Source organism: Sorangium sp. So ce124 (assembly GCF_051525235.1).
Lineage (GTDB): Bacteria > Myxococcota_A > Polyangia > Polyangiales > Polyangiaceae > Sorangium > Sorangium atrum.
In genome coordinates this window covers 8286420-8308296 of record NZ_CP150312.1, presented here as the reverse complement: position 1 = coordinate 8308296, position 21877 = coordinate 8286420, and the positions used below count along the sequence as shown (strand labels likewise).

Sequence of the window (21877 nt, the reverse complement as noted above, 5' to 3'; positions counted from 1 at the left end):
CGTGCTGCGGTTCAATTCGATACACTGCCAAAAGCGCTGCGACCCGTCACGAGCAAACGGCGGCGCGTCAGCGCCCGATGAGGCAGCCGTCGGCGGCGAGTGCGCAGCGCGCGCCTGCGCCTGCCGCGCCTACGCCTGCGGGAGGAAGGTGCCCTGGACGTCCGTCTCCGTGTCCGGCGAGCGCAAAGGCAGCTCGACGATGAAGGTGGCGCCCGCGCCTGGCTTGCTCTCGACGCGGATGGTGCCGTCATGGGAGGTGACGATCCATCGAACGATGTAGAGGCCGAGGCCGAGGCCGCCGAAGTTGCGGACGGAGACGGCGCGCTCGAAGCGCTCGAAGATCCTTGCCTGATCGGCCTCCGCGATGCCGATGCCGTGATCGCGGACGACGAGCACCGCGCGGCTGGCCAGGCTGCGCACGATGACGTGAATGGGGCCCCCCGCGCCATATTTGAGCGCGTTGGACAGGAGGTTGATGAGGATCTGCTCCATGCGGGAAGCGTCCCAGTTGCCCACCACGGGCCCGTCCAGGTCGAGCTGGGTGCGGCAGCGGGCGTCGTCGAGCTGCTGGTGCATCCGCTCGACGACATCACGCGCCAGGGCGGCCAGATCGACGGGCGCGCGCGCGAGGGAGAGCCGGCCGGCGTTCAGGCGGGTCACGTCGAGCAGCTCGTTGACCAGGTGGGCGAGGCGCGCGATCTGTCGGTTGAGGAGCTGGATGGCGGCGTCGATGCGCTCCGGAGCGACCTCCGCGCGCTGGAGGCGGGGCAGGAGCCGAGCGAGGAGGTGCGCTTGCATCGTGAGCGAGGTGAGCGGCGTCTTGAGCTCGTGGGATGCGACGAGGAGGAACTCGTCGCGGCGCTCGATCGCTTCCTGGGCCTCGGCGAACAGGCGGCTGTTGTCGAGGGCGAGCGCGGCGCGGCTCGCGAGCTCCTCGGCCAGCCACAGGTCGGCGGGGCGGTAACGGCGCCGGGGCGCGGCCGCCAGCAGGGTCATGACCCCGAAGCGCCGGTCGCGGGCGAGGAGCGGGACCCGGAGGAAGGAGTGAACGCCGAGCGGCTCCAGGAGGGGCGCCGCGCGGACGTCGCCCACCTCGGGGTGCTCCGGAGAGCTCGCTGCCAGGGGCCGCAACGCGTCCATCAACGCGCCTGCGAGCTCGGCCGGCACGCCCGCGGTGACCGTCCGCCCCGGGGCGTCCTGGGCGAGGTCCACGTGGATGACGCACCGGTCGGCGAGCTCGGGCACGACGAGCTGCGCCACGCTCTCGAGGGTGGCGCCGTAACCGAGGGCCATGAGCCTCCGGCTCGCGTCGGCCAGGAAGCGCTCGGCGAGCTCGGCGCGCTTGCGCTCGGTGATGTCGGTGGAGATCCCGCAGAGCACGCCGGGCATGACGCCCTCGCCGAGCGGGAATTTGAGCGACAGGTAGGTGCGCAGCTCGCCCTCCAACAGCACCTCCTCCTCGAACTCCAGCGGCTCGCCCGCCTCGAGCACCCGCCGGTCGTGTTCGTCGATGATCGCGGTGGCGGTGGCAGGCAAGAGCTCGGCGCTCGTCTTTCCGAGGATCTGCTCGGCCGGCCTGTCGAGGGCGCGGCTCACGCGCCGGTTGACGAGCTGGAACCGGCCGTCGCGATCCTTGAGGTAGATGGCGGCGGCGGAGTTGTCGACGATGGCCTGCAGCGTGGCCTGGCTCTCACGGAGCTCGCGCTCCGCCCGGCGCCGCTCGGCGTTCTCCTGCTCGATGTCGGTATAGAGCATGGCGTTCTCGAGCGAGATGGCCGACTGCGAGGCGAGCAGCTCGAGCACGGTGAGCCGCCCTGGGGTGAACGCGCCGGCGACGAGGTTGTTCTCCAGGTAGAGCAGGCCGAGCAGCCGCGTTTGCCGCACGATCGGGAGGCAGAGCACCGATCTCGGCCTCTTGCGGCCGAAATACTCGTCGTCCGAGAACGGGTGCCTTTCGGCGGCGGCGTCGGCGAGCAGCACGCGCTCGTGGCTGCGGAGGACATAGTTGAGAATGGATTGCGGTAGCGCCGCCACGGCCTCGCCCGCGTCGAGCAGCCGCGCCGCGCTCCCCGACGCCGTGATCGCCGCGGTCGACACGCGATCTTCCCGGACCAGGAGCGCGACCCCCTCTCCGGCGCCCGCGTGCTCGACCACGATGCGCAGCAGCGTCTCGAGCAGGCGCGGGAGCTTGAGCTCGCCGGAGATGCTCTGAGAGGCCTTGACGATGGACAGGACGTCGAACTGCTCGGCCCGCACGGCGAAGGTGACGGTGGGGGCGATCGGCCTTCGCTCCACGAGGAAGGGATAACGCTGGTCGAGCTGCTCGACCTTGGCGTGCGCGCCCCAGCGGAAGTAGGCGGCGCGCGCCCGCTGCAGGTGGGCGACGGCGGGCGTGGACAGGCCGCGGTTGCCGTAGAACCGGGCGGCGAGCTCGCAGGCGATGGCCTCATGCTGGACGAAGCCGCCCTCTTGCGCCGAGGAGATGGCCTGCTCGTAGAGCCGGATGGCCTCGGGCTCGTTCCCGAGGAGCCGGGCGATCTCGGCGCGGACCAGGGCGTGCTTGTGGAGGTAGTTGTCGGGGCAGCTCGCGGCCCACACGCCGAGCTGCCGCTCGCACGCGAGGAGCCCTTCGGGGAGCTCCCGCTCTGGCAACGGCGGCGCGTCGTGCGTGTCGTGTGCGCAGTCAGATACCGCGGCGAGCGCGAGCGCGTGAACATAGAAGGTCTCGGGGATCTCCGCGCATGCGTCCATCCTCCAGTCGTAATCGACGACGACGCGGGTCGACGCCTCGAGCGCCTCCCGGGGAGAGCCGAGAAGGAACAGCGCCTGCGCCTTCAGGCTGTAGTACAAGCTATGAGCTCCGTACGAGGACCCCGGCGGGAGCCCCGCCTCGAAGGCCTCCTGATCCAGCTCGGAGCCATCCAGCATCGCGTAACGGACCGGCCTCCCGCGCAGCGTCTGGATGAGGTACCGGACGCTGAGGAGGATGCCATGGATGAACGCGTAACCGGCCTTGCGCACGAAGCCGAGGCGCTCCTCGGTCACGTGGAGGACGTCCTCCAGCGGCTCCCCGCAGAGCAGGGGGAACACCGATGCCCAGACGCAATGGAAACATGCGTTGTTCAGATCGCCGCACTCCACGGCGGCGTTGAAGCCGAGGCGATTGTAGGGGTAGGTCTCTCTGTAATGGCGCGTCCAGAAGACGGTCAGCTGCCCGAACAGGAAGATCACGGTGGGCTTCGCGGCGAGGTGGTCGCTCCTCTCCGCGAGGTCATAGCCGAGCTTTCCGAACAGGTAAGCCTCCTTGTATCTCCCGAACCGCGGGCCGAGCACCCGCGCGAAGGCGGTGTACGCATGGGCGGAGCTCTCGGCGTTGCCATGGTGAAGGCTGAGCGTGACCATGCGCTCGAGGACCAGATGATGCAGGTTCTGGTCCTCGAAATACGCAGCGACGGACACGCTCTTCAAGATGCTCATCGCGATCTTGATCTCCGGGTGCGCCATGGGGGGCAGGTGGATGAGGTCCTCGATCGCCCGGTCGCCCAGGGCCTGCCATACGCTCTCGGTCTCTTGTTCGATGCGCGCGTCGGTGAGGTGGGTCGGCAGATGGATGTCGTAGGAGCGCAGGAAGGAGAGACCGAGCTCCACTGCGCGTGCGCTCTGCCCGCGGGTCACGTGCAAGGCGACCGCGAGCTCGACGACGGCCGCCCTCTCGATCTTGGTCATCGAGCGATCCGTGAGCTCCTCGAGCAGCCGCTCGGCTTCATCGAAGTTGCCGATGATGTACGCGCAGTGCGCTCGCTCGAAGTTCAGGGCGTGGGTCAGCGCGTACTGCGTCTCCCAGCGTTCCTGCGGCTCGTTCGCGAGGAGGGCCGCGCCGGCGGCGAAGAGGGCGGCGGCAGATTCATACGCCGCGGCGGCCTTGGCCTTCCTGCCGGCGCGGAGGTTGAGGGCGGCGAGCTCGTCGCGTTCGGCCTGGGAACGGAGGAGCGCGGAGCCGCGGTTGAGGTGGCCGACGATCTCGAACAGCGTGTCCTCGCGCTCTTCGGCGCGCTGCGCCTTCAAGAGCAGCTGGCCGATCCCGAGGTGCACCTCGGCGAGCTGTCCTGGCGGGATGAGCGAAGTTGCGGCCTGCTGCACCCGGTCATGGAGGAAGCGATAGGCGCTGTCCCGGCGGAGCAGCAGACCCTCCCGCGCGGCCTCCTCGAGCGCCTCGCGGAGCTCCTCGGTCGGCCGCCTCGCGACCACCGCGAGGGCGTCGAGGGTCAGGCTGCCACCAAGGCAGGCGGCGAGCTTGAGCGCGTCGCGCGTCGGGACCGAGAGCCGATTGAGCTTGCCCACCATCAGCTCGACGACGTTGTCGGTGAAGCCCTTGTCGCGGATGGCGGCGCTGTCCCAGCGCCATGCGCCCTCGTCGGCATCGAAGGTGATGAGCCCCTCGTCGTGCAGGGTGATGAGGAACTGGAGCACGAAGAAGGGGTTGCCGCCGGTCTTCTCGTAGACGAGCTGCGAGAGCGGCTCGACCTGCGCTTCGGGCGCGTGGACCGTCTCGGCGACGAGCGCGCCGACGTGGGCTGCGGAGAGCGGCGCGAGGACGAGCTCGGAGACGGCGGCGCCGCGCTTCTGGGCCTCGGCGAGCGTGAGCCGGAGCGGGTGCGCGGGGCCGACCTCGTTGTCGCGATAAGCGCCTATCACGAGGAGGTGCGCGTCGCCCGCGAGGGTGGCGAGCTGCTCGAGCAAAAGGAGGCTGCCGGGGTCGGCCCATTGCAGGTCGTCGAGGAAGAGGGCGACGGGGTGCTCCTTCCGGGCGCAGGCGGCGACGAAGCGCTGGAGCGTGGCGAGCAGCCGGCTCTGGGCCTCGGCGGGCGGGAGCTCGGGCACGGGCGGCTGCGGGCCGAGGAGGCGCTCGATCTCCGGGAGCATGTCGGTGAGCAGCCTGCCGTTCTGGCCGAGGGCCTCGCGGAGGCGCTCTCGCCAGCGCTCGACCTGCGCCTCGCTGGCGCTGAGGATCTCCTGCACGAGCCGCCGGAAGGCGTGGAGGAGGGGGCGGTAGGGGACGTCGCGCTTGAGCTGATCGAACTTGCCGGAGAGGAAGAAGCCGCGCTCGCGCACGACAGGCCCGTGCAGCTCGGCGACGAGCGAGGACTTGCCGATGCCCGAGTAGCCCGAGACGAGCACGAGCTCTGGCCGGCCGTTTGCGATCACGCGCTCGAACGCGGCGCGCAGCGCCTCGAGCTCGCGCTCGCGGCCATAGAGCCGCTGCGGGACCTGGAACCGGTCGGAGAGATCGCGCCCGCCGAGCACGAAGGGCTCGATGGCGCCGGTCGACTGCCACCTTGCGAAGCACGTGTCGAGGTCGTGGCGCAGGCCGAGGGCGCTCTGGTAGCGCTCCTCGGCGGCCTTGGAGAGCAGCTTGAGGACGATGGCGGAGAGCTGCGGTGGAATCGAGGGGACGAGCGCGTGCGGCGGCTGCGGCGCCTGGGCGATGTGGCAATAGACCCATTCGACAGGATCGCTGGCCTGGAAGGGCAGGGTGCCAGTCAGCATCTCGTAGAAGGTGACGCCGAGGGAGTACAGGTCGGTCCGCTCGTCGACCCGGCGGTTCATGCGGCCCGTCTGCTCAGGCGCCATGTAGGCGAGCGTGCCCTCGATGAGGCCGTCGTGGGCGAGCTCCTGGGCTTCGCGGTGAGAGAGGGAGGCGATGCCGAGATCGGTGATCTTCACCTCGCCGGTGTCGGGGTTGTAGAGCAGGTTCTGGGGCTTGATGTCCTTGTGGATGATGCGGTGCCGATGCAGCTCGGCGAGGGCGGCGGCGAGGCGGAGGGCGAGGGGGAAGAAGCGCTCGATCGGCATCCCGCGCATCCCGCCCATCCCGCGCATCCCGCCCATCCCGCGCATCGGCCCGTCGCCATCGAGCAGCCGGTCGAGCGAGCGACCGCCGAAGTCCTCAAGGACCAGGGTCATCTGGTCGCGGAACGGCTCGATCCCGTAGGCCTTGGCGATGACCGGCGAAGCGAGCGCCGTCGCGACCTCGAGCTCGTGCTGGAGCCTGCCGAGGGCGCGGGGGCTTGCGTGGTCGCGCCGCAGGACCTTGAGCACCACCGGCCGGCCGTCCTCCTCGCGCCGCGCGCGGTAGAGGATCGTGTCCGCACCGTGGTGCAGCACCTCCAGAACGCGGTAACGTGGACTATGGGGCATAGGAGGACCTTTGAACCCGGAGCGTCTGCAGCGTGCTGCGGTTCAACTTGGTACATTGCCAAAAGCGCTGCGACCCGTCACGAGCAAACGGCGGCGCATCGGCGCCCGCTGAGGCTCCCGGAGAACGCTCACGCCGGGGGGAGAAAGGTGCCCTGGCCTTCCGTCTCCGCCTCCGGCAGGTGCAAAGGCAGCTCGACGATGAAGGTGGCGCCCGCGCCCGGCTTGCTCTCGACGCGGATGGTGCCGCCATGGGAGGTGACGATCCATCGAACGATGTAGAGGCCCAGGCCGAGGCCGCCGAAGTTGCGGACGGAGACGGCGCGCTCGAAGCGCTCGAAGATCCTTGCCTGATCGGCCTCCGCGATGCCCATGCCATGATCGCGGACGACGAGCACCGCGCGAGCGCCCTCGCGGCGCACGATGACGTGGATGAGGCCTCCCGCGCCGTACTTGATCGCGTTGGACAGGAGGTTGATGAGGACCTGCTCCATGCGGGAAGGATCCCAGTGTCCAATCACAGGCTCGTCCAGCTCGAGCCGGGTGCGGCAACGGGCGTCGGCGAGCTGCTGGTGCATCCGCTCGACGACCTCGCGCGCCAGGGCGGCCAGATCGACGGGCGCGCGCGCGAGGGTCAGCTGGCCGGCGTTCAGGCGGGTCACGTCGAGCAGCTCGTTGACCAGGTGGGCGAGGCGCGCGATCTGGCGATCGAGGAGCTGGAGCGCGGCGTCGATGCGCTCCGGGGCGACCTCTCCGCGCTGGAGGCGGGGCAGGAGCCGGGCGAGGAGGTGGGCCTGCATCTTCAGCGAGGTGAGCGGCGTCTTGAGCTCGTGGGATGCGACGAGGAGGAACTCGTCGCGGCGCTCGATCGCCTGCTGGGCCTCGGCGAACAGGCGGCTGTTGTCGAGGGCGAGCGCGGCGCGGCCCGCCAGCTCCTGGGCCAGCCACAGGTCGGCAGGGCCGTAACGGTGCCGGGGCGCGGCCGCCAGCAGGGTCATGACCCCGAAGCGCCGGTCGCGGGCGAGGAGCGGGACGCGGAGGAAGGAGTGAATGCCGAGCGGATCGAGGAGAGGCGCGGCGCGGATGTCGCCTATCTCGGGCCGGTCCGGCGACGTCGCTGTCAGAGGCCGCAGCGCGTCCGTCACCGCGCCTGCGAGCTCGGCCGGCATCCCCGCGGTGACCGTCCGCCCCGGGGCGCCCCGGGCGAGGTCCACGTCGATGACGCATCGGTCGGCCAGCGCTGGCAACGCGAGCTGCGCGACGCTCTCGAGGGTGGCGCCGTAGCCGAGGGCCATCAGGCTGCGGCTCGCGTCGGCCAGGAAGCGCTCGGCGAGCTCGGCGCGCTTGCGCTCGGTGATGTCGGTGCAGATGCCGCAGACCACGCCGGGCATGACGCCCTCGCCGAGCGGGAACTTGAGGGACAGGTAGGTGCGCGGCTCGCCCTCTTGCATCACCACCTCCTCGAACTCCAGCGGCTCGCCCGCGTCGAGCACCCGCCGGTCGTTGTCTCGGAGGACCTCGGCGTTGGAACCCTGAAAGAGCTCGTCGTCGGTCTTTCCGAGGAGCTCTTGGCTGGGCACGCCGGCGACGTTCCCCGCGTGGCGGTTGGCGAGCAGATACCGGCCCTCGCGATCCTTGAGGAAGATGGTCGCGGCGGAGTTGTCGACGATGGCCTGCAGCGTCGCCTGGTTCGCCTGCAGCGCCTGCTCTGCCCGGCGCCGCTCGGTGTTCTCCTGCTCGATATCGGCATAGAGCATGGCGTTCTCGAGCGAGATGGCCGACTGCGAGGTGAGCAGCTCGAGCACGGTGAGCCGCCCGGGGGTGAACGCCCCGGCCACGAGCCCGTTCTCCAGGTAGAGCACGCCGAGCAGCCGGGCTTGCCGCATGATCGGCAGGCACAGCACGGACCTCGGCCTCTTGCGGCGGAAATACTCGTCCTCCGAGAACGGGTGCCTGGCCGCCGCGTCGTCGAGCAGCACGCGCTCGTGGCTGCGGAGGACATAGTTGAGAATGGATTGCGGCAGCGCCGTCGACGCCTCGCCCGCGTCGAGCAGCCGCGCGGCGCCCCTGGACGTCGCGATCGCCGCCGCCGTCGACAGGCGCTCCTCCCGGACCAGGAGCACGACCCCCTCTCCGGCGCCCGCGTGCTCGACCACGATGCGCAGGAGCATCTCGAGCAGGCGCGGGAGCTTGAGCTCGCCGGAGATGCTCTGAGAGGCCTTGACGACGGAAAGGACGTCGAACTGCTCGGCCCGGACGGCGAAGGTGACGGTCGGGGCGATCGGCCTTCGCTCGACGAGGAAGGGATAACGCTGGTCGAGCTGCTCGACCTTGGCGTGCGCGCCCCAGCGGAAGTAGGCGGCGCGGGCGTCCCGCAGGTAGGCGTCGGCGGGCGTGGACAGGCCGCGGTTGCGGTAAAACCGGGCGGCGAGCTCGCAGGCGATGGCCTCCTGCTGGACGAAGCCGTTCTCCCGCGCCGAGGAGATGGCCTGCTCGTAGAGCCGGATGGCCTCGGGCTCGTTCCCGAGGAGCCGGGCGATCTCGGCGCGGACCAGGGCGTGTTTGTGGAGGAAGTTGTCGGGGCAGCTCGCGGCCCACGCGCCGAGCTGCCGCTCGCCGTCGAGGAGGCCCTTGGGGAGCTCCTGCGCCGGCGACCGCCGCGCTCCGCGCGCGCCCTCGTCTGCGAGGGCCGCGAGCGCGAGCGCATGAAAATAGCAGTTCTCAGCGATGAGCGCGTAAGGCTCTCTCTTGAAGGGGTGGTCGACGATCACACGCGTCGCCGCGGCGAGCGCTTCGTCGTGGGAGCCGAGTATGAAGAGGGCGCGCGCCTTCATGCTGTAATGGAGGCCGCGGGCGCCCCTCATGTCCCCCTCATCGAGCCCCGCCTCGAAGGCCTGCCTATCCAGCTCGGAGCCGTCGAGCTTCGAGAAGCGGACCGGCCTCCCGCGCAGCGTCTGGATGAGGGCGCGGGCGCTGGCCAGGACGCCGTGGGTGAACTCGTAGCCGGCCTTGCGCACGAAGCGGCTGCGCTCCTCGACCTCGTGGAGGACATCCTCCAGCGGCTCGCCGGCGAGCAGCGGGAACAGCGGAGCCCAGACGCAGTTGAAGCACGCCATGCGCATATCGCCGGACTCGACCGCGGCGCTGAACCCGGCGCGCGTGTAGGGGTACGTCTCCCGGTAATGGCGTGTCCAGAAGACGACTTGCTGCCCGAAGAGGGTGAATACCAGCGACTTCACGGTGAGGAGGTCGCTCCTGTCCGCGAGGTCGTAGCCGAGCTTTCCGAACTTGTAGGCCTCCTTGTATCGCCCGAACCGCGGGCCGAACATCCGCGCGAAGGCCGCATACGCGTGGGCGGAGCTCTCCGCGTTGCCGTGGCGCAGGCCGAGCTTCACCTGGCGCAGGACGATGAGGTAGTGCAGGTCCTGGTCCACGAAGATCGCGGGGCCGGCCACGGCTTGCAGCACCGCCATCACGACCTTGCACTCCGGGTGCTCCATGGGGGGCAGGTGGATGAGGTCCTCGATCGCCCGGTCGCCCAGGGCCTGCCAGAGGCCCTCGGTCTCTTCCTCGACCTGCGCGTCGGTGGGGTGGAGAGGAAGATCGATATCCGAGGCGCGGAGCCACGCGAGCCCGAGCTCGACGGCGTGGTCGGACCGGCCTCGGGTCTGGTAGAAGGTGACGGCGAGCTCGACGACCGCGGCGCGATCGAGCTCGTTCCTCGTGCGCCCCAGGAGCTCCTCGAGCAGCCGCTCGGCTTCATCGAAGTTGCCGATGACGTAGGCGGCGTGAGCGCGCTCGAGGCTCAGGGGATAGGCCAGATCGTACCGAGTCTCCCAGCGCTCGCGGGGATCTCTCGCGAGGAGGGCCAGGCCGGCGGCGAAGAGGGCGGCGGCGGACTGGTAGGCGGCGGCGGCCTTGGCCTTCCTGCCGGCGCGGAGGTTGAGGGCGGCGAGCTCGTCGCGCTCGGCCCGGGAACGGAGGAGCGCGGAGCCGCGGTTGAGGTGGCCGACGATCTCGAACAGCGTGTCGTCGCGCTCTTCGGCGCGCTGCGCCTTCAAGAGCAGCTGGCCGATCCCGAGGTGCACCTCGGCGAGCTGTCCTGGCGGGATGAGCGAATAAGCCGCCTGCTGCACCCGGTCGTGGAGGAAGCGATAGGCGCTGTCCCGGCGGAGCAGCAGACCCTCCCGCGCGGCCTCCTCGAGCGCCTCGCGGAGCTCCTCGGTCGGCCGCCTCGCGACCACCGCGAGGGCGTCGAGGGTCAGGCTGCCACCGAGGCAGGCGGCGAGCTTGAGCGCGTCGCGCGTCGGGACCGAGAGCCGATTGAGCTTGCCCACCATCAGCTCGACGACGTTGTCGGTGAAGCCCTTGTCGCGGATGGCGGCGCTGTCCCACCGCCATGCGCCCTCGTCGGCATCGAAGGTGATGAGCCCCTCGTCGTGCAGGGTGATGAGGAACTGGAGCACGAAGAAGGGGTTGCCGCCGGTCTTCTCGTAGACGAGCTGCGAGAGCGGCTCGACCTGCGCTTCGGGCGCGTGGACCGTCTCGGCGACGAGCGCGCCGACGTGGGCTGCGGAGAGCGGCGCGAGGACGAGCTCGGAGAGGGCGGCGCCGCGCTTCTGGGCCTCGGCGAGCGTGAGCCGGAGCGGGTGCGCGGGGCCGACCTCGTTGTCGCGATAAGCGCCTATCACGAGGAGGTGCGCGTCGCCCGCGAGGGTGGCGAGCTGCTCGAGCAAAAGGAGGCTGCCGGGGTCGGCCCATTGCAGGTCGTCGAGGAAGAGGGCGACGGGGTGCTCCTTCCGGGCGCAGGCGGCGACGAAGCGCTGGAGCGTGGCGAGCAGCCGGCTCTGGGCCTCGGCGGGCGGGAGCTCGGGCACGGGCGGCTGCGGGCCGAGGAGCAGGGCGAGCTCGGGGAGCATGTCGGTGAGCAACCCGCCGCTCGCGCCGAGGGCCTCGCGGAGGCGCTCTCTCCAGCGCTCGACCTGCTGCTCGCTGGCGCCGAGGATCTCCTGCACGAGCCCCCGGAAGGCGTGAAGGAGGGGGCGGTAGGGGACGTCGCGCTTGAGCTGATCGAATTTGCCGGAGAGGAAGGAGCCGCGCTCGCGCACGACAGGCCCGTGCAGCTCGGCGACGAGCGAGGACTTGCCGATGCCCGAGTAGCCGGAGACGAGCACGAGCTCTGGCCGGCCGCTAGCGACCACGCGCTCGAACGCGGCGCGCAGCGCCTCGAGCTCGCGCTCGCGGCCGTAGAGCCGCTGCGGGATCTGGAGCCTGTCGGAGACGTCGCGCTGTCCGAGCGGGAAGGGCTCGACGGCGCCGCTCTGGCGCAGCTGGGAAGAGCACCGTTCGAGGTCGTGGCGCAGGCCGAGGGCGCTCTGGTAACGCTCCTCGGCGGCCTTGGAGAGCAGCTTGAGCACGATCTCGGACAGGACTGGTGGAATCGAGGGGACGAGCGTGTGGGGTGGGACCGGGCTCTGCGCGATGTGGCAATAGACCCATTCGACGGGGTCGCTGGCCTGGAAGGGCAGGGTGCCCGTCAGCATCTCGTAGAAGGTGACGCCGAGGGAGTACAGGTCGGTCCGCTCGTCGACCCGGCGGTTCATGCGGCCCGTCTGCTCGGGCGCCATGTACGCGAGCGTGCCCTCGATGAGGCCGTCGCGTGTGAGCTCCTGGGCGCCGCGGAGAGTGAGGGAGGCGATGCCGAGATCGGTGATCTTCACCTCGCCGGTGTCGGGGTTGTAGAGCAGGTTCTGGGGCTTGATGTCCTTGTGGATGACGTGGTGCCGGTGGAGCTCGGCGAGGGCGGCGGCGAGGCGGAGGGCGAGGGGGAAGAAGCGCTCGAGCGGAATCGGCCCATCGTCATCGAGCAACCGGTCGAGCGAGCGGCCGCCGAAGTCTTCGAGGACCAGGGTCACCTGGTCGCGGAACGGCTCGATCCCGCAGGCCTTGACGACCGCGGGCGACCTCAGCGCCCTGGCGACCTCGAGCTCGTGCTGGAGCCTGCCGAGGGCGCGGGGGCTTGCGTGGTCGCGCCGCAGGGCCTTGAGCACCACCGGCCGGCCGTCCTTCTCGCGCCGCGCGCGGTAGAGGATCGTGTCCGCACCTTGGTGCAGCACCCCCAGCACGCGGTAACGTGGACTGTCGGTCATAAAGGGAGGGTGTCCAAGGCCGGATCGGTCTCCGAGGCGCCGGGTCGATTCGTGATGTTGCCAAAAGCACCTCGTTGCGCCACGGGAAATGGCGGCGAGCTCTCGCGCCGGCCCGCCTGCGGCGGTCTCTTGCGTCATGCAGGGCGGGAGCGGCCGGACGGCCGCTGGACGCCGTGCCTCGACAGCACCTCACGGACGCGATCCAGCGGAATGGCGTCCACGGTGCGACCGCTCCCCGTGGTGGTCTCGGCCGTGAAGAGCGAGTTGTAGATGGCCTCCTCCGTCGCCTCGATCACGGCCTGGAAGAGGGCGGACGTCTCCTGGTTCGAGAGCTCCGTGATCGCGAGCCGCTTCGCGCCGGAGCGGCGCCGCACCGAGGCGCTCGTCGAGAAGGCGATCGCGTAGTCGCCGGAGCCGTTCGCGCCGGAGGATCCGGTGCGTGCCAGGCCCAGGATCGCGCGTGCAGCGAGTCGCCCGAGGTTGCGATCCGACAGCGGCGCGTCCGTCGCGACGAGGATGAGGATGGAGCCGTCCCCCGCCGCCGCCTCGACCTGCGACCGGAAAGCGTACCGGCCGAGCTCCTCGCCGACGGGCGCGCCCATCACCTGCAGCACGCCGCCGAAGTTCGACTGGACGAGCACGCCGACGCAGGCCCCGCCGAGCGACGCTGGCAGCACCCGCGAGGCGGTGCCGATCCCCCCCTTCCATCCGAAGGCGACGGTGCCCGTGCCCGCGCCGACGCACCCCTCCAGCGTGGGCCCCTCCCGCGCCGAGCCCAGCGCCGCGCGCACGTGCTCGGCGGTGATCGGACGGAGCCGGACCGCGTTGAGCGCGCCGTCGTTGGTCTCGCCGACGACCGGGTTGAGCGAGCGCACCTCCTCCATGCCCGGCTGCGCCAGCATCCATTCGACGAGCGCGTCGGCGGCCCGGAACACGCAAAGCGTGGTCGTGAGGAGAATGGGAGTCTCCAGCTCACCCAGCTCGCGGACCTGGGTCACGCCGACGAGCTTGCCAAACCCGTTGCCCACATGGATCGCCGCGGGGACGCGATCGAGGTAGAGGTTCCCTCCGTGGGGGAATACGGCGGTGACACCGGTGCGGATCGCGTCCCCCTCGATCACCGTGGCGTGCCCGACGCGCACCCCGCCCACGTCGGTGATCGCGTTCAGCGGGCCCGGATCGAAGATGCCAGGCGCGACGCCGAGTTCACGCGCGCGCACGGCGTCTCCCGCTGGCTCCGGGGATCCGGGCGCGAACGGCGCGCTGCCCGCCTCGTCCGGGCACCGAGCGATCGGGCAGCGGCAGGACGAGGCGGCCGGGCGCGGCGTGCGGCCCGGTGGCGGCAGGCGGCCGAGAGAGGTATTCGGCATCCACGGGGAGCATCGATATCATCGATAGAATCATCGATAGAAACGGTATCAACCTCCGTGCCAGGCGCGTTGGATGCCGCCCGATCAGGCCGTGTCCTTGCCGGTGCACCGCGAGCGGCCCGAGCAGGGCTCGAGCGGAGGCCGCGCGCCTGAACAGGGTTTGATCAACGATCGGTCTTTCGGGGGAGCTACAGCGCTACCTGCACGAGATTGTTAGATGTATTACATAATGGTGAGCGCATCACGATTCCCGGAGAGCGCGTTGAAAGGTTGGGGTATTCGACGGGTCATCCGGCTCGGAGAACGCTGGGCAGCTCGTGTCGCGTGGAAGGATCCCGAATGACCCTAGATCTCGATGGGCCCGCTCCGCACGTCGGCGCTGGTCCCCTGCCGCACGCTGGCGTCGACCCCCTGCCGCTCCTCTGCGCGCTCCCGGTAGCCGCCGCCGTCTTCGATGCAAAGGGAGCGCTCCGGTGCGCCAATCCCCGCCTCGAGCAGATCCTCGCGGAAGGCGCGCTCCCCGCCTGGCCGGTGTCTCCCGCGCACGCGCCGGCCGTCCTGCCCGCGTCGCCCGAGGGGCTCGCCGGTGAGGCGCAGGAGGTGCTCGCAGCCATCCGCGCCGTCCTCGAAGGCGAGCGCGAGCAGGCCGGCATCGAGCTCCGGGGCGGCGCGCCCGGCGCGCCGTCCTGCGAGATCTCGGTCACGCAGCTTTGCGTCGACGGCGCGCGCGGCGCGCTCGTCTGCGTCCACAGCCCGGCTGCGCCGCGCAGCACGCCAGGGACGGTGCCTATCGAGCGCTTCCTCGACACCATCATCGAGCACGTGCCGGTCTCGGTCTTCATCAAGGAGGTGACGGAATTCCGCGTCGTCCGGATGAACGGCCACTACGAAAAGGTCTTCGGCGCCCCGCGGAGCGACGTTGTCGGCAAGAACGTCTTCGACCTCTTCCCGCATCGACTGGAGGAGGCCAGGTGGCTCGATCGCATGGATCGCGACGTGATCGAGAAGGGCGAGATCGTGGACGTGCCCGAGTCGCGCATCGCCACGCCGACCGGGGAGCGGTGCATTCACATGATGAAGGTGCCCCTCAAAGACGAGCACGGCGTCTGCCGCTACCTCCTTGTCATGATCGAGGACATCACGGAGAAGAAGCGCGCCGAGGAGGCGGTGCAGAAAGAGCTCGCGTGGTTCGCGACGCAGCGGCAGCTCCTCGACGTCATCCAGGAGCTGTCCACGCCGGTCATCCCGGTCCACGAAGGCATCCTCGTGGTGCCCCTCGTGGGGACCATCGACTCCGCCCGCGGCGCCCAGCTCCTGGAGACGCTCCTCCAGGGCATCGAGCGCCACAGGGCCGAGACGGTGCTCATCGACATCACGGGCGTGCCGGTCCTCGACGCCGACGTGGCTGACCGCCTCCTCCAGGCCACGCGGGCCGCCGCGCTCCTCGGCGCCACGTGCGTCCTCGTCGGGGCGTCACCCGACGTCGCCCGGACGCTTGTCGCGCAGGGGATCGATCTGGGCAACCTCCTGACGCAGCGCGATCTCCAGGCCGGGATCCTCTATGCCCTAGCCCGTCAGGGCAAGGCGATCGTCCAGCAGCGGCGCGAGCGCCGCTGATCTCACGCCGCGGCTCGCCCGGCGCCAGGCTGGAGCCATGAAGGCGCGACGAGGGGGCTGGGCGATCGAGTCTCGAGCGAACCCCCTGGATGGCGGCGTCAGATCGCGACGAACCGGTCCTGGCAACCCAGCGGCCGGTACACCGGCGCGATCAGGCTCGCCCCGGTCGCGCCGCGCAGCGCGGCGGGCGTCATGCCGGCATACCGCCGCACGGCGCGGCAAAGGTGGCTCTGGTCGGCGAACCCGGCGTCGGCGCTCAGCGCGGCCCACGACAGGTCCTGATCGAGGCGCTCCAGCGCGCGCTGGAAGCGCCGGATACCCTTCATCTCCCGCAGCGTCACCCCGTGGTGGCGCCGCAGCAGCCGCTCGGACTGGCGCAGCGAGACGCCCAGCGCGCGGGCCAGGCCGGCCGCGTCGCGGTCGGCGAGCCGGGCGTCTCGCAGCGGGGCTGGCGCCGCCGCGCGCGGCGTCAGCGCGGCCAGCCAGCGCCGCACCGCCAGCAAGCGGCCCTGCGCCGTGCCGGCGCGCTGCACCGCCGGCAGCAACCTCGCCACCGGCGCGGCGCCGAGGACGTCGCGCAGATCGACGCGGCGATCGACGAGGCAGGCGGCGTCGACGCCGAACCACTCGGAGATCGCCCAGGGCTCGATCAGGACGATCACGGCGTGCAGCTCGGCCGACAGCCGGTAGCTGAACGGCCGGGTCGCGACGCCGGACAGCCATACCGCGCCCCCCGCGCGGTCGTCGCGCTCGCTCTGGATCTCGCCGAGCAGGCCGATGCTCAGCACCGCATGCAGCGACGGCAAGGCGCACGGCGCCGGCGGGCCCCACGACGCGACCCGCCCCGCCACGTCGACGAGCCCGGTGACGCCGCGCTGGCCGCCCCCGGGCGCGGCATGCGCGGACAGCTGCGGCGCGCGGAGGGGGCTCCTGGCGATGGTGAGCGTCGATGTCGACATCGTTCAATACAGGGCCGCCGCCGGCGGACACACTGCGCCTGCGCCGCCGCACGCCGGCGTCGTTCGAGAGGACTGCAGCGAATGAAGGCAATCGGAATCCATCACCATGGCGACGCCTCGCAGCTCGTGCCGCTGGAGCTGCCCGAGCCATCGCCCGGACCTCACCAGGTGAGGGTGCGGGTGATCGCGTCGTCGGTCAACCCGGCGGACATCCGGGCGCGCTCGGCGGCGCCCGGGCCCCGCCGCATCGAGCGGCAGTTCCCGCTGGTGCTCGGCTACGACGTCTCCGGGATCGTCGACGCGGTCGGCCCCGGCGTCGACGAGCTCGCGGTCGGAGACGAGGTGTTCGGCTCACCCAGCCTGTTCGGGCAGGGCGCGAACGCGGAGCGGGTGGTGGCCGACAGCCGCACCCTCGCGCGCAAACCGGCGGCCCTCTCCCATGAGCAGGCTGCATGCCTGTCGCTCGCGGGCGTCACGGCCTGGGAATGCCTCTCGCGCGCGCGGCCCGCGCCCGGCGCCGCGGTGCTGGTCACCGCGGGCGCAGGCGGCGTGGGCCATCTGCAGCTGCAGCTCGCGCGTCACCTCGGGCTACGGGCGGTGGCGACCGCCAGCCGACCCGAGTCGACGGCCCTCTGCCGCGAGCTCGGCGCCGCGGTCGTGCTCGATCACACGACGCAGGACGTGGGCCAGGCGTGCCGGGATCTGACCGGTGGGGCGGGCGTCGCTGTGGCCTTCGACAACGCAGGCGGCCGCGCGCTCGATCAGGCGCTCGACGCCGTGGCGCCGATGGGCACCGTGGTGAGCATCGTGCCGACGCCCACGCCGGTCGCGGACCGGCTGTTCATGAAGGCGGCGTCGCTCATCTATCATGTGATGGGCGCTGCCACGATCTGGCGGCTCGACCCGCACGCGCAGGGCCGCGCGCTCGCCGCTGTGGCGGAGCTGGCGGCGCAAGGCCACATCAGGCCCATCGTCAGCGCGAGCTACCCGGTGCGCGAGCTCTCGCAGGCCCACCGCGCCATCGAGTCGGGCCGCACGATCGGGAAGATCGCGATCCGCGTGGCGGAAGGCTGGTGAGGCTGGGCGGGGAGCGCCGGGACGCCGGCGGGAGGGACATGGAGCGGGCGCTCGAGCGCGCCCGCGCCACGCCGCGCTACTTCGTCTGGATCCGGCGCGCGGGCAGGAAGCGCCGGAGCGCGGGCGCCTCGATGGACACGAGCCGCCTGGCGAACGCGCCGATCGCCCGGTACTCCGCGTCCGCGATGAGCGCCAGCTCGACGCTGATCATGAACGCGGCGAACGTGCCGAGCCCCATCATGACGGCGATGCCGGCGTGGAACAGGAACGCCGCGGCGAGCGAGAGCCTGCGTGTGTGCCGGTTCAGGGCGAACAGGAACGGGAAGCTGAGCTGGAACCCGACCGTCGCGTAGGTCAGCGCCGTCACCACCGCGACGCTGCGGGAGAGGCTGTCGCTGTGGCCGGGCCAGGTGAACTCGCCGACGCGGGTGATGTAATAAAGGGCCGTCCCGTTCTGCCACAGCTCCCCCTGCACCTTGTAGAGCCCTGCGACCCCGTAGACCAGGCACACCTGGACGGCGCAGGCGAGGATCGCCGCGTTGTGGAGCGTCCCCTTGATCCGCTGGAGGTCCCCGCCGCGCTCCCGCTGCGCGCGGAGGCGGTCGGCGTCGAGCGAGAAGTAGGCGCCGAGCTCGGCGAAGATGCCATAGAGGAGCGCGAGCCGGACGAGGTTGTCGCCGCCGTCGAGCAGGACGGGGTTCCGCTGGTGCAGCGACCAGAGCCCGACATACGTGAGCAGCGACATGAGACGGGTGCGGAAGCCGATGACCCACAGCGCCGCGAACAGCATGGCGAGGTGGAAGACGACCTCGAAGTAGAGCGGCGACCTGCTGAGCAGGTAAATCGAGAACGCGCCGGTGCTGTGGGCCTCCTCGAGCGACCGCGCGAATGGCCACACCCCCTCGGGGCCGTAGAGGTAATGGCGCTGGAAATAGTTGGCCAGGTAGAGGTGGAGGATGGTCAACCCGGCGACGATCCGGAAGAGGCTGGCCCCGATCAGGCAGCGCTCGCGGCTCGCGAGCTCCACGACGCGGCGCCAGCGTGCGTTCAGCTTGCTCAGCATGGCGTCACCGCTCCTCCACGGCCGCTGCCCCGAGGGCCACGGGCGTCTCTCGTCTGTCCTCGGTCGTCGCCTCCAGCGGCGCCACCGGTTGATACGGAGCCCAGTCGAAATCGTAGTACGACAGTTCACCCTTCGCGTCGGGCAGGTCGCGCCGGGAGAAGCGCGGGAACTTCAGCACCGCCAGGCGCAGCCGCACCGCCGCGGTGCGGTTCGGGCCGAACAGGCTGTCACAGTGCGCGGAGCCGGCCCGCTCCAGGACGGTCTTGCCGAGCTGAAAGCCCGCGTCCTGCTCCTTCTTCACCTGGTCCCTGAGCATGTCGACCACCTGAGCATCGGTGGCCTCGGCGCCGCCTCCGCCCGCCTGCGCGCGGGCGCGCTGCTGATCGAGCTTCTTCGCCATCTGCAGCGACGTCGGATCGACGGTGTAGATCATGCGCGCAGCGCCCGTCACCGATCGTCCGAGGCGCGTCGCGGGGCCGAGGCGGTTCTCCAGGTGGGATTCCCAGTAAGGGGTCGTGATATCGGTCCACCCGGTCTCGGTCGTGCTCCCGTCCGGCTCGCGCAGGCGGCAGGCGACCATCACGAATCGCGTGTCGGTGATGGGATCGGGGGCGAAGAGGTGCCAGTTCTGCTGGAGGAACGGGTTCATGTACCCGCTGATGAGCCGCGCGAACCGGAGCTGGAGCGGGTTCTGCGGCGTCAGGTAGGCGACTGTCATCGCGAAATGAAAACAGAGCGCCGCGGCGAGCAGCGCGGGCGCGGACGTCGAGAGCACACGGAGTAAACGGCGCATGGTTTCGTCCATCCCGGGTTCGGGGTCGTCGGAGAGAAGGCCGCGCGCGGCCGGAGCGCCGCGCGCGGCCCGTGGATGCTCCGGCCCCAGCGGGCCGGCCGGGGCGGGCGGAGCGCTAGTTGTCGAAGAGGATGTCGGCTTGACCCGGCGCCGGCGCGTCGTTCAGCGCGACGCTCCTCCAGCCTCCAGGGCCGCGGCCGTGGAAGCCCCCTGCGTTGGCCGTCGCGACACCGACGTTGCCGTACCCGCCGGCCTGGGCGACCGACGACTGGGCGACGGACCCCGAGGTCCCGATGGCGATGCCCGCGATGCCGATGTTCGTCGTGGTGGCCACGTTGGCCCCCGGGAACCCGCAGTAATAGGCCACCTTCTCGGGGATCCCGGAGCTCGCGTTGGTCTGGAGGACTGAGCGGCCCTTCAGGCTCGAGGTGGGCAGCGTCGCCGCGTGGGCCATCGCCACGCCGACGAACAACGACATACCAGCGACCGCGGTGATGATCTTTCGTGTCATGTTCTTCCTCTTTCGTTCGATCTTGTGATGGTTGATGGTCAGAGAGGCTAGACACGCCAGCTGCGTTTGCCGGCCGCGCGGAGCCCCTGTGTTCGAGCGGCTCCGCAGGACTCGGTGCATCGAGCCAGCTCGCAGGCCATCCGCCCCTGTGTGTGCCTGCTCCTGGGCGGAAGAGCACTCGTCGTGCCAGCCGTGCTCACTGCTGGTGCAGCGCGCGCCGCGCGCTCTCGCCGCGCCGATGTGAGGCCGCGGCCGCTCGGCGGCGCCGCCCGCCCGCGGGCGGTTTGCGTGTTCGAGCAAACGATCGCGCGCAACTCTTTGCTCGGATTGCCGCGTTCGAGGCAGCGATCTCGCCGCCTTCGGTGATGATGCGGCGTGACAGGCGAGCTCGACCGGCGCAGCCGGGCTGGCTCCGCCGGCCGAACACCGCAGACACACGCGGGGCAGCGCTCCCGTACCCGTCACGACGGCGCGAGCGCCGCCGCCGTCCGCGCCATTCGGCACGCCGCGTGCTTCGGCCCCTGGCGACCCATGATGCCCATTCATGGAATCATCGCTGAACAGGAGGAGTGAAGATGCGCGGTACGCTGTTATCGGTGTTCGGGTTGTCGATGCTGCCCGCTTCCACGGCGCTCTGGACGAGCGCGGGCGCGGAAGCTGTAAACCGAAGCGCCTCGGCGTCGATCGACGCCGAGGCGCCTGACCCTTCGCAGGCCAGCGACGATGAGGTCGCGGCGGGCGCCGAGGACGCCTCGATCGCCTCGTGCGTCGCCACCTGCCCGAAGGGCGATAAAGTCGTCACGTGTCCCGAGGGAGTATGTCAGTGCCACTGTGACGATGACGGTCGCCCGGTCTGCAAGTGCGGTTGAGCGCGCGCGCCCGAGGCGCGTCCATGTACTACGGGCGGTTCCGCTTCTGATACGTGCCTACGAGCTCGACACGCGCGAGGACGTGTCCCTCCATCGCCTTCTCGACCTCCACCTTCGTGAGCCCGTCTCGCGGGGGCAGCACCGTGTCGAGCGCATACAGCTTGAAGAAGTAACGGTGTTTGCCGATCGGCGGGCACGGGCCGCCGTAGCCGGCGCGCTTCCAGTCGTTCCTTCCCTCGAGCGTGCCCGCCGGCAGGTTGGCCTTGCGCGCGCCCTCGGGCAGGCCGCCGGCGTCGGGCGGGATGTTGTAGAGCACCCAGTGGACCCACGTCGTCTTGGGGGCGCGCGGATCGGGCGCGTCCGGGTCGTCGACGATGAGCGCAAGGCTCCTCGTGCCGCCGGGGACACCCGACCAGGAGAGCGCGGGCGGCACGTCCTTGCCCTCGCAGGTGTGCACGATCGGGATCACATCGCCATCGTGGAAATCGGGAGATTGTAACGAGAGCATCGGAACACCTCGCCTTCAGAGCCTCCCTGAGGCCCATGCCTGATCTCCGCCGCCGCGCGCGGACCGCCTTCGCCAGGCGGCCCTCAGGGCAGGACGCCGAGCTCGTCGAGCGCGGCGCCGAGCTCCGCGGGGTCGCGGTATACGCGGTACGCCCCCGCCGCGAGCAGCTCGTCCTGCCCGTACCCACCGGAGAGCAAGCCGACCCCGAACATGCGGGCTCGGCGCGCGGCGAGCAGGTCCCATACGGAGTCACCGACAACGTAGCAGTCCTCGGCCGCCACCCCGAGGCGCTGCTGGCAAGCGAAGAAGAGATCGGGCGCCGGCTTCGCGCGGCTCACGTCGCCGCGAGCGACGACGACCATGTCCGGCGGGAGCTCGAGCGCCGCGAGCGAGGCGTCGATATCCGGCCGCCGTCCGGAGGTGGCGATGCCGTGCGGCACGCCCGCCTCGCGCAGCTGACGGAGCAGCGCGACGGCCCCCGGCAGCGGGCGTCGCTCCGGCAGGATCTGCTGGAAGATCTCGCCGTGGCGTTCCTGGACGAAGCGCGCCCGCTCGGCCGCCAGCGGATAGCCGACCTCGCGCGCGACCGCGCGAGCGAAGAGCCCGCCGCTCATCCCGATGCGCCGGTGCACCCGCCAGGCGTCGATCGGCATGCCCGCCTCGGCGAACGCGCGTTGCCACGACAGGACGTGGGCGTAGACCGTGTCCACCAGGGTCCCGTCGAGGTCGAAGAGGATCGCGTACACAGCGCTCTCGCGGTTCATTG

12 protein-coding genes are annotated in these 21877 nt (G+C 70.8%); 3 read left to right on the top strand and 9 right to left on the bottom strand.

The genetic code is table 11. From position 1 onward, the window contains the following. Positions 1 to 129: 129 nt before the first annotated feature. The 3 genes from WMF19_RS31025 to WMF19_RS31015 all read right to left on the bottom strand — a co-directional run bounded on the left by WMF19_RS31025 (position 130) and on the right by WMF19_RS31015 (position 13564). Complete coding sequence (locus WMF19_RS31025) at positions 130 to 6198, bottom strand: AAA family ATPase (protein WP_437893688.1); 6069 nt, start codon at positions 6196 to 6198, stop codon at positions 130 to 132. Between the two features lie 128 nt (positions 6199 to 6326). Continuing rightward, entirely contained in the window at positions 6327 to 12344 is a 6018-nt protein-coding gene (locus WMF19_RS31020) for an AAA family ATPase (RefSeq protein WP_437893687.1), read from the bottom strand. Between the two features lie 134 nt (positions 12345 to 12478). Then, positions 12479 to 13564 carry a P1 family peptidase gene (locus tag WMF19_RS31015; RefSeq protein WP_437901697.1) on the bottom strand — a complete coding sequence of 362 codons (1086 nt, stop codon included), beginning with the start codon at positions 13562 to 13564 and terminating at the stop codon, positions 12479 to 12481. Positions 13565 to 14053: 489 nt separating this feature from the next. On the opposite strand from WMF19_RS31015, the gene WMF19_RS31010 reads away from it, so the two are divergent. After that, a complete protein-coding gene (locus WMF19_RS31010) occupies positions 14054 to 15331 on the top strand; it encodes a PAS domain-containing protein (protein WP_437893686.1) in 1278 nt (425 codons plus the stop codon). A gap of 98 nt (positions 15332 to 15429) precedes the next feature. Here WMF19_RS31010 and WMF19_RS31005 read toward each other — a convergent pair whose 3' ends face one another. Further along, positions 15430 to 16290, bottom strand: coding sequence for a helix-turn-helix domain-containing protein (locus WMF19_RS31005; protein ID WP_437893685.1), 861 nt, complete (start codon positions 16288 to 16290; stop codon positions 15430 to 15432). Between the two features lie 81 nt (positions 16291 to 16371). On the opposite strand from WMF19_RS31005, the gene WMF19_RS31000 reads away from it, so the two are divergent. Beyond that, positions 16372 to 17367, top strand: coding sequence for a quinone oxidoreductase family protein (locus WMF19_RS31000; RefSeq protein ID WP_437893684.1), 996 nt, complete (start codon positions 16372 to 16374; stop codon positions 17365 to 17367). 76 nt (positions 17368 to 17443) lie between these two features. On the opposite strand, the gene WMF19_RS30995 is transcribed toward WMF19_RS31000, so the two are convergent. From WMF19_RS30995 to WMF19_RS30985, 3 genes are all read right to left on the bottom strand, one after another. Further along, on the bottom strand, positions 17444 to 18430 hold the full coding sequence (locus WMF19_RS30995) for an HTTM domain-containing protein (protein WP_437893683.1): 987 nt from the start codon (positions 18428 to 18430) through the stop codon (positions 17444 to 17446). Positions 18431 to 18434: 4 nt separating this feature from the next. After that, positions 18435 to 19223: a DUF5819 family protein gene (locus WMF19_RS30990; RefSeq protein ID WP_437893682.1), complete on the bottom strand. Its 789-nt coding sequence runs from the start codon at positions 19221 to 19223 to the stop codon at positions 18435 to 18437. Between the two features lie 115 nt (positions 19224 to 19338). Continuing rightward, entirely contained in the window at positions 19339 to 19734 is a 396-nt protein-coding gene (locus tag WMF19_RS30985; protein ID WP_437893681.1) for a hypothetical protein, read from the bottom strand. Between the two features lie 575 nt (positions 19735 to 20309). Here WMF19_RS30985 and WMF19_RS30980 point away from each other — a divergent pair. Next, positions 20310 to 20603, top strand: a complete 294-nt coding sequence (locus WMF19_RS30980; RefSeq protein WP_437893680.1) for a hypothetical protein — start codon at positions 20310 to 20312, stop codon at positions 20601 to 20603. 28 nt (positions 20604 to 20631) lie between these two features. Here WMF19_RS30980 and WMF19_RS30975 read toward each other — a convergent pair whose 3' ends face one another. Both WMF19_RS30975 and WMF19_RS30970 read right to left on the bottom strand, forming a co-directional pair. Next, a complete protein-coding gene (locus WMF19_RS30975) occupies positions 20632 to 21111 on the bottom strand; it encodes a YbhB/YbcL family Raf kinase inhibitor-like protein (protein ID WP_437893679.1) in 480 nt (159 codons plus the stop codon). Between the two features lie 83 nt (positions 21112 to 21194). Further along, a complete protein-coding gene (locus tag WMF19_RS30970) occupies positions 21195 to 21875 on the bottom strand; it encodes an HAD family hydrolase (protein ID WP_437893678.1) in 681 nt (226 codons plus the stop codon). Between the last annotated feature and the right edge of the window lie 2 nt (positions 21876 to 21877).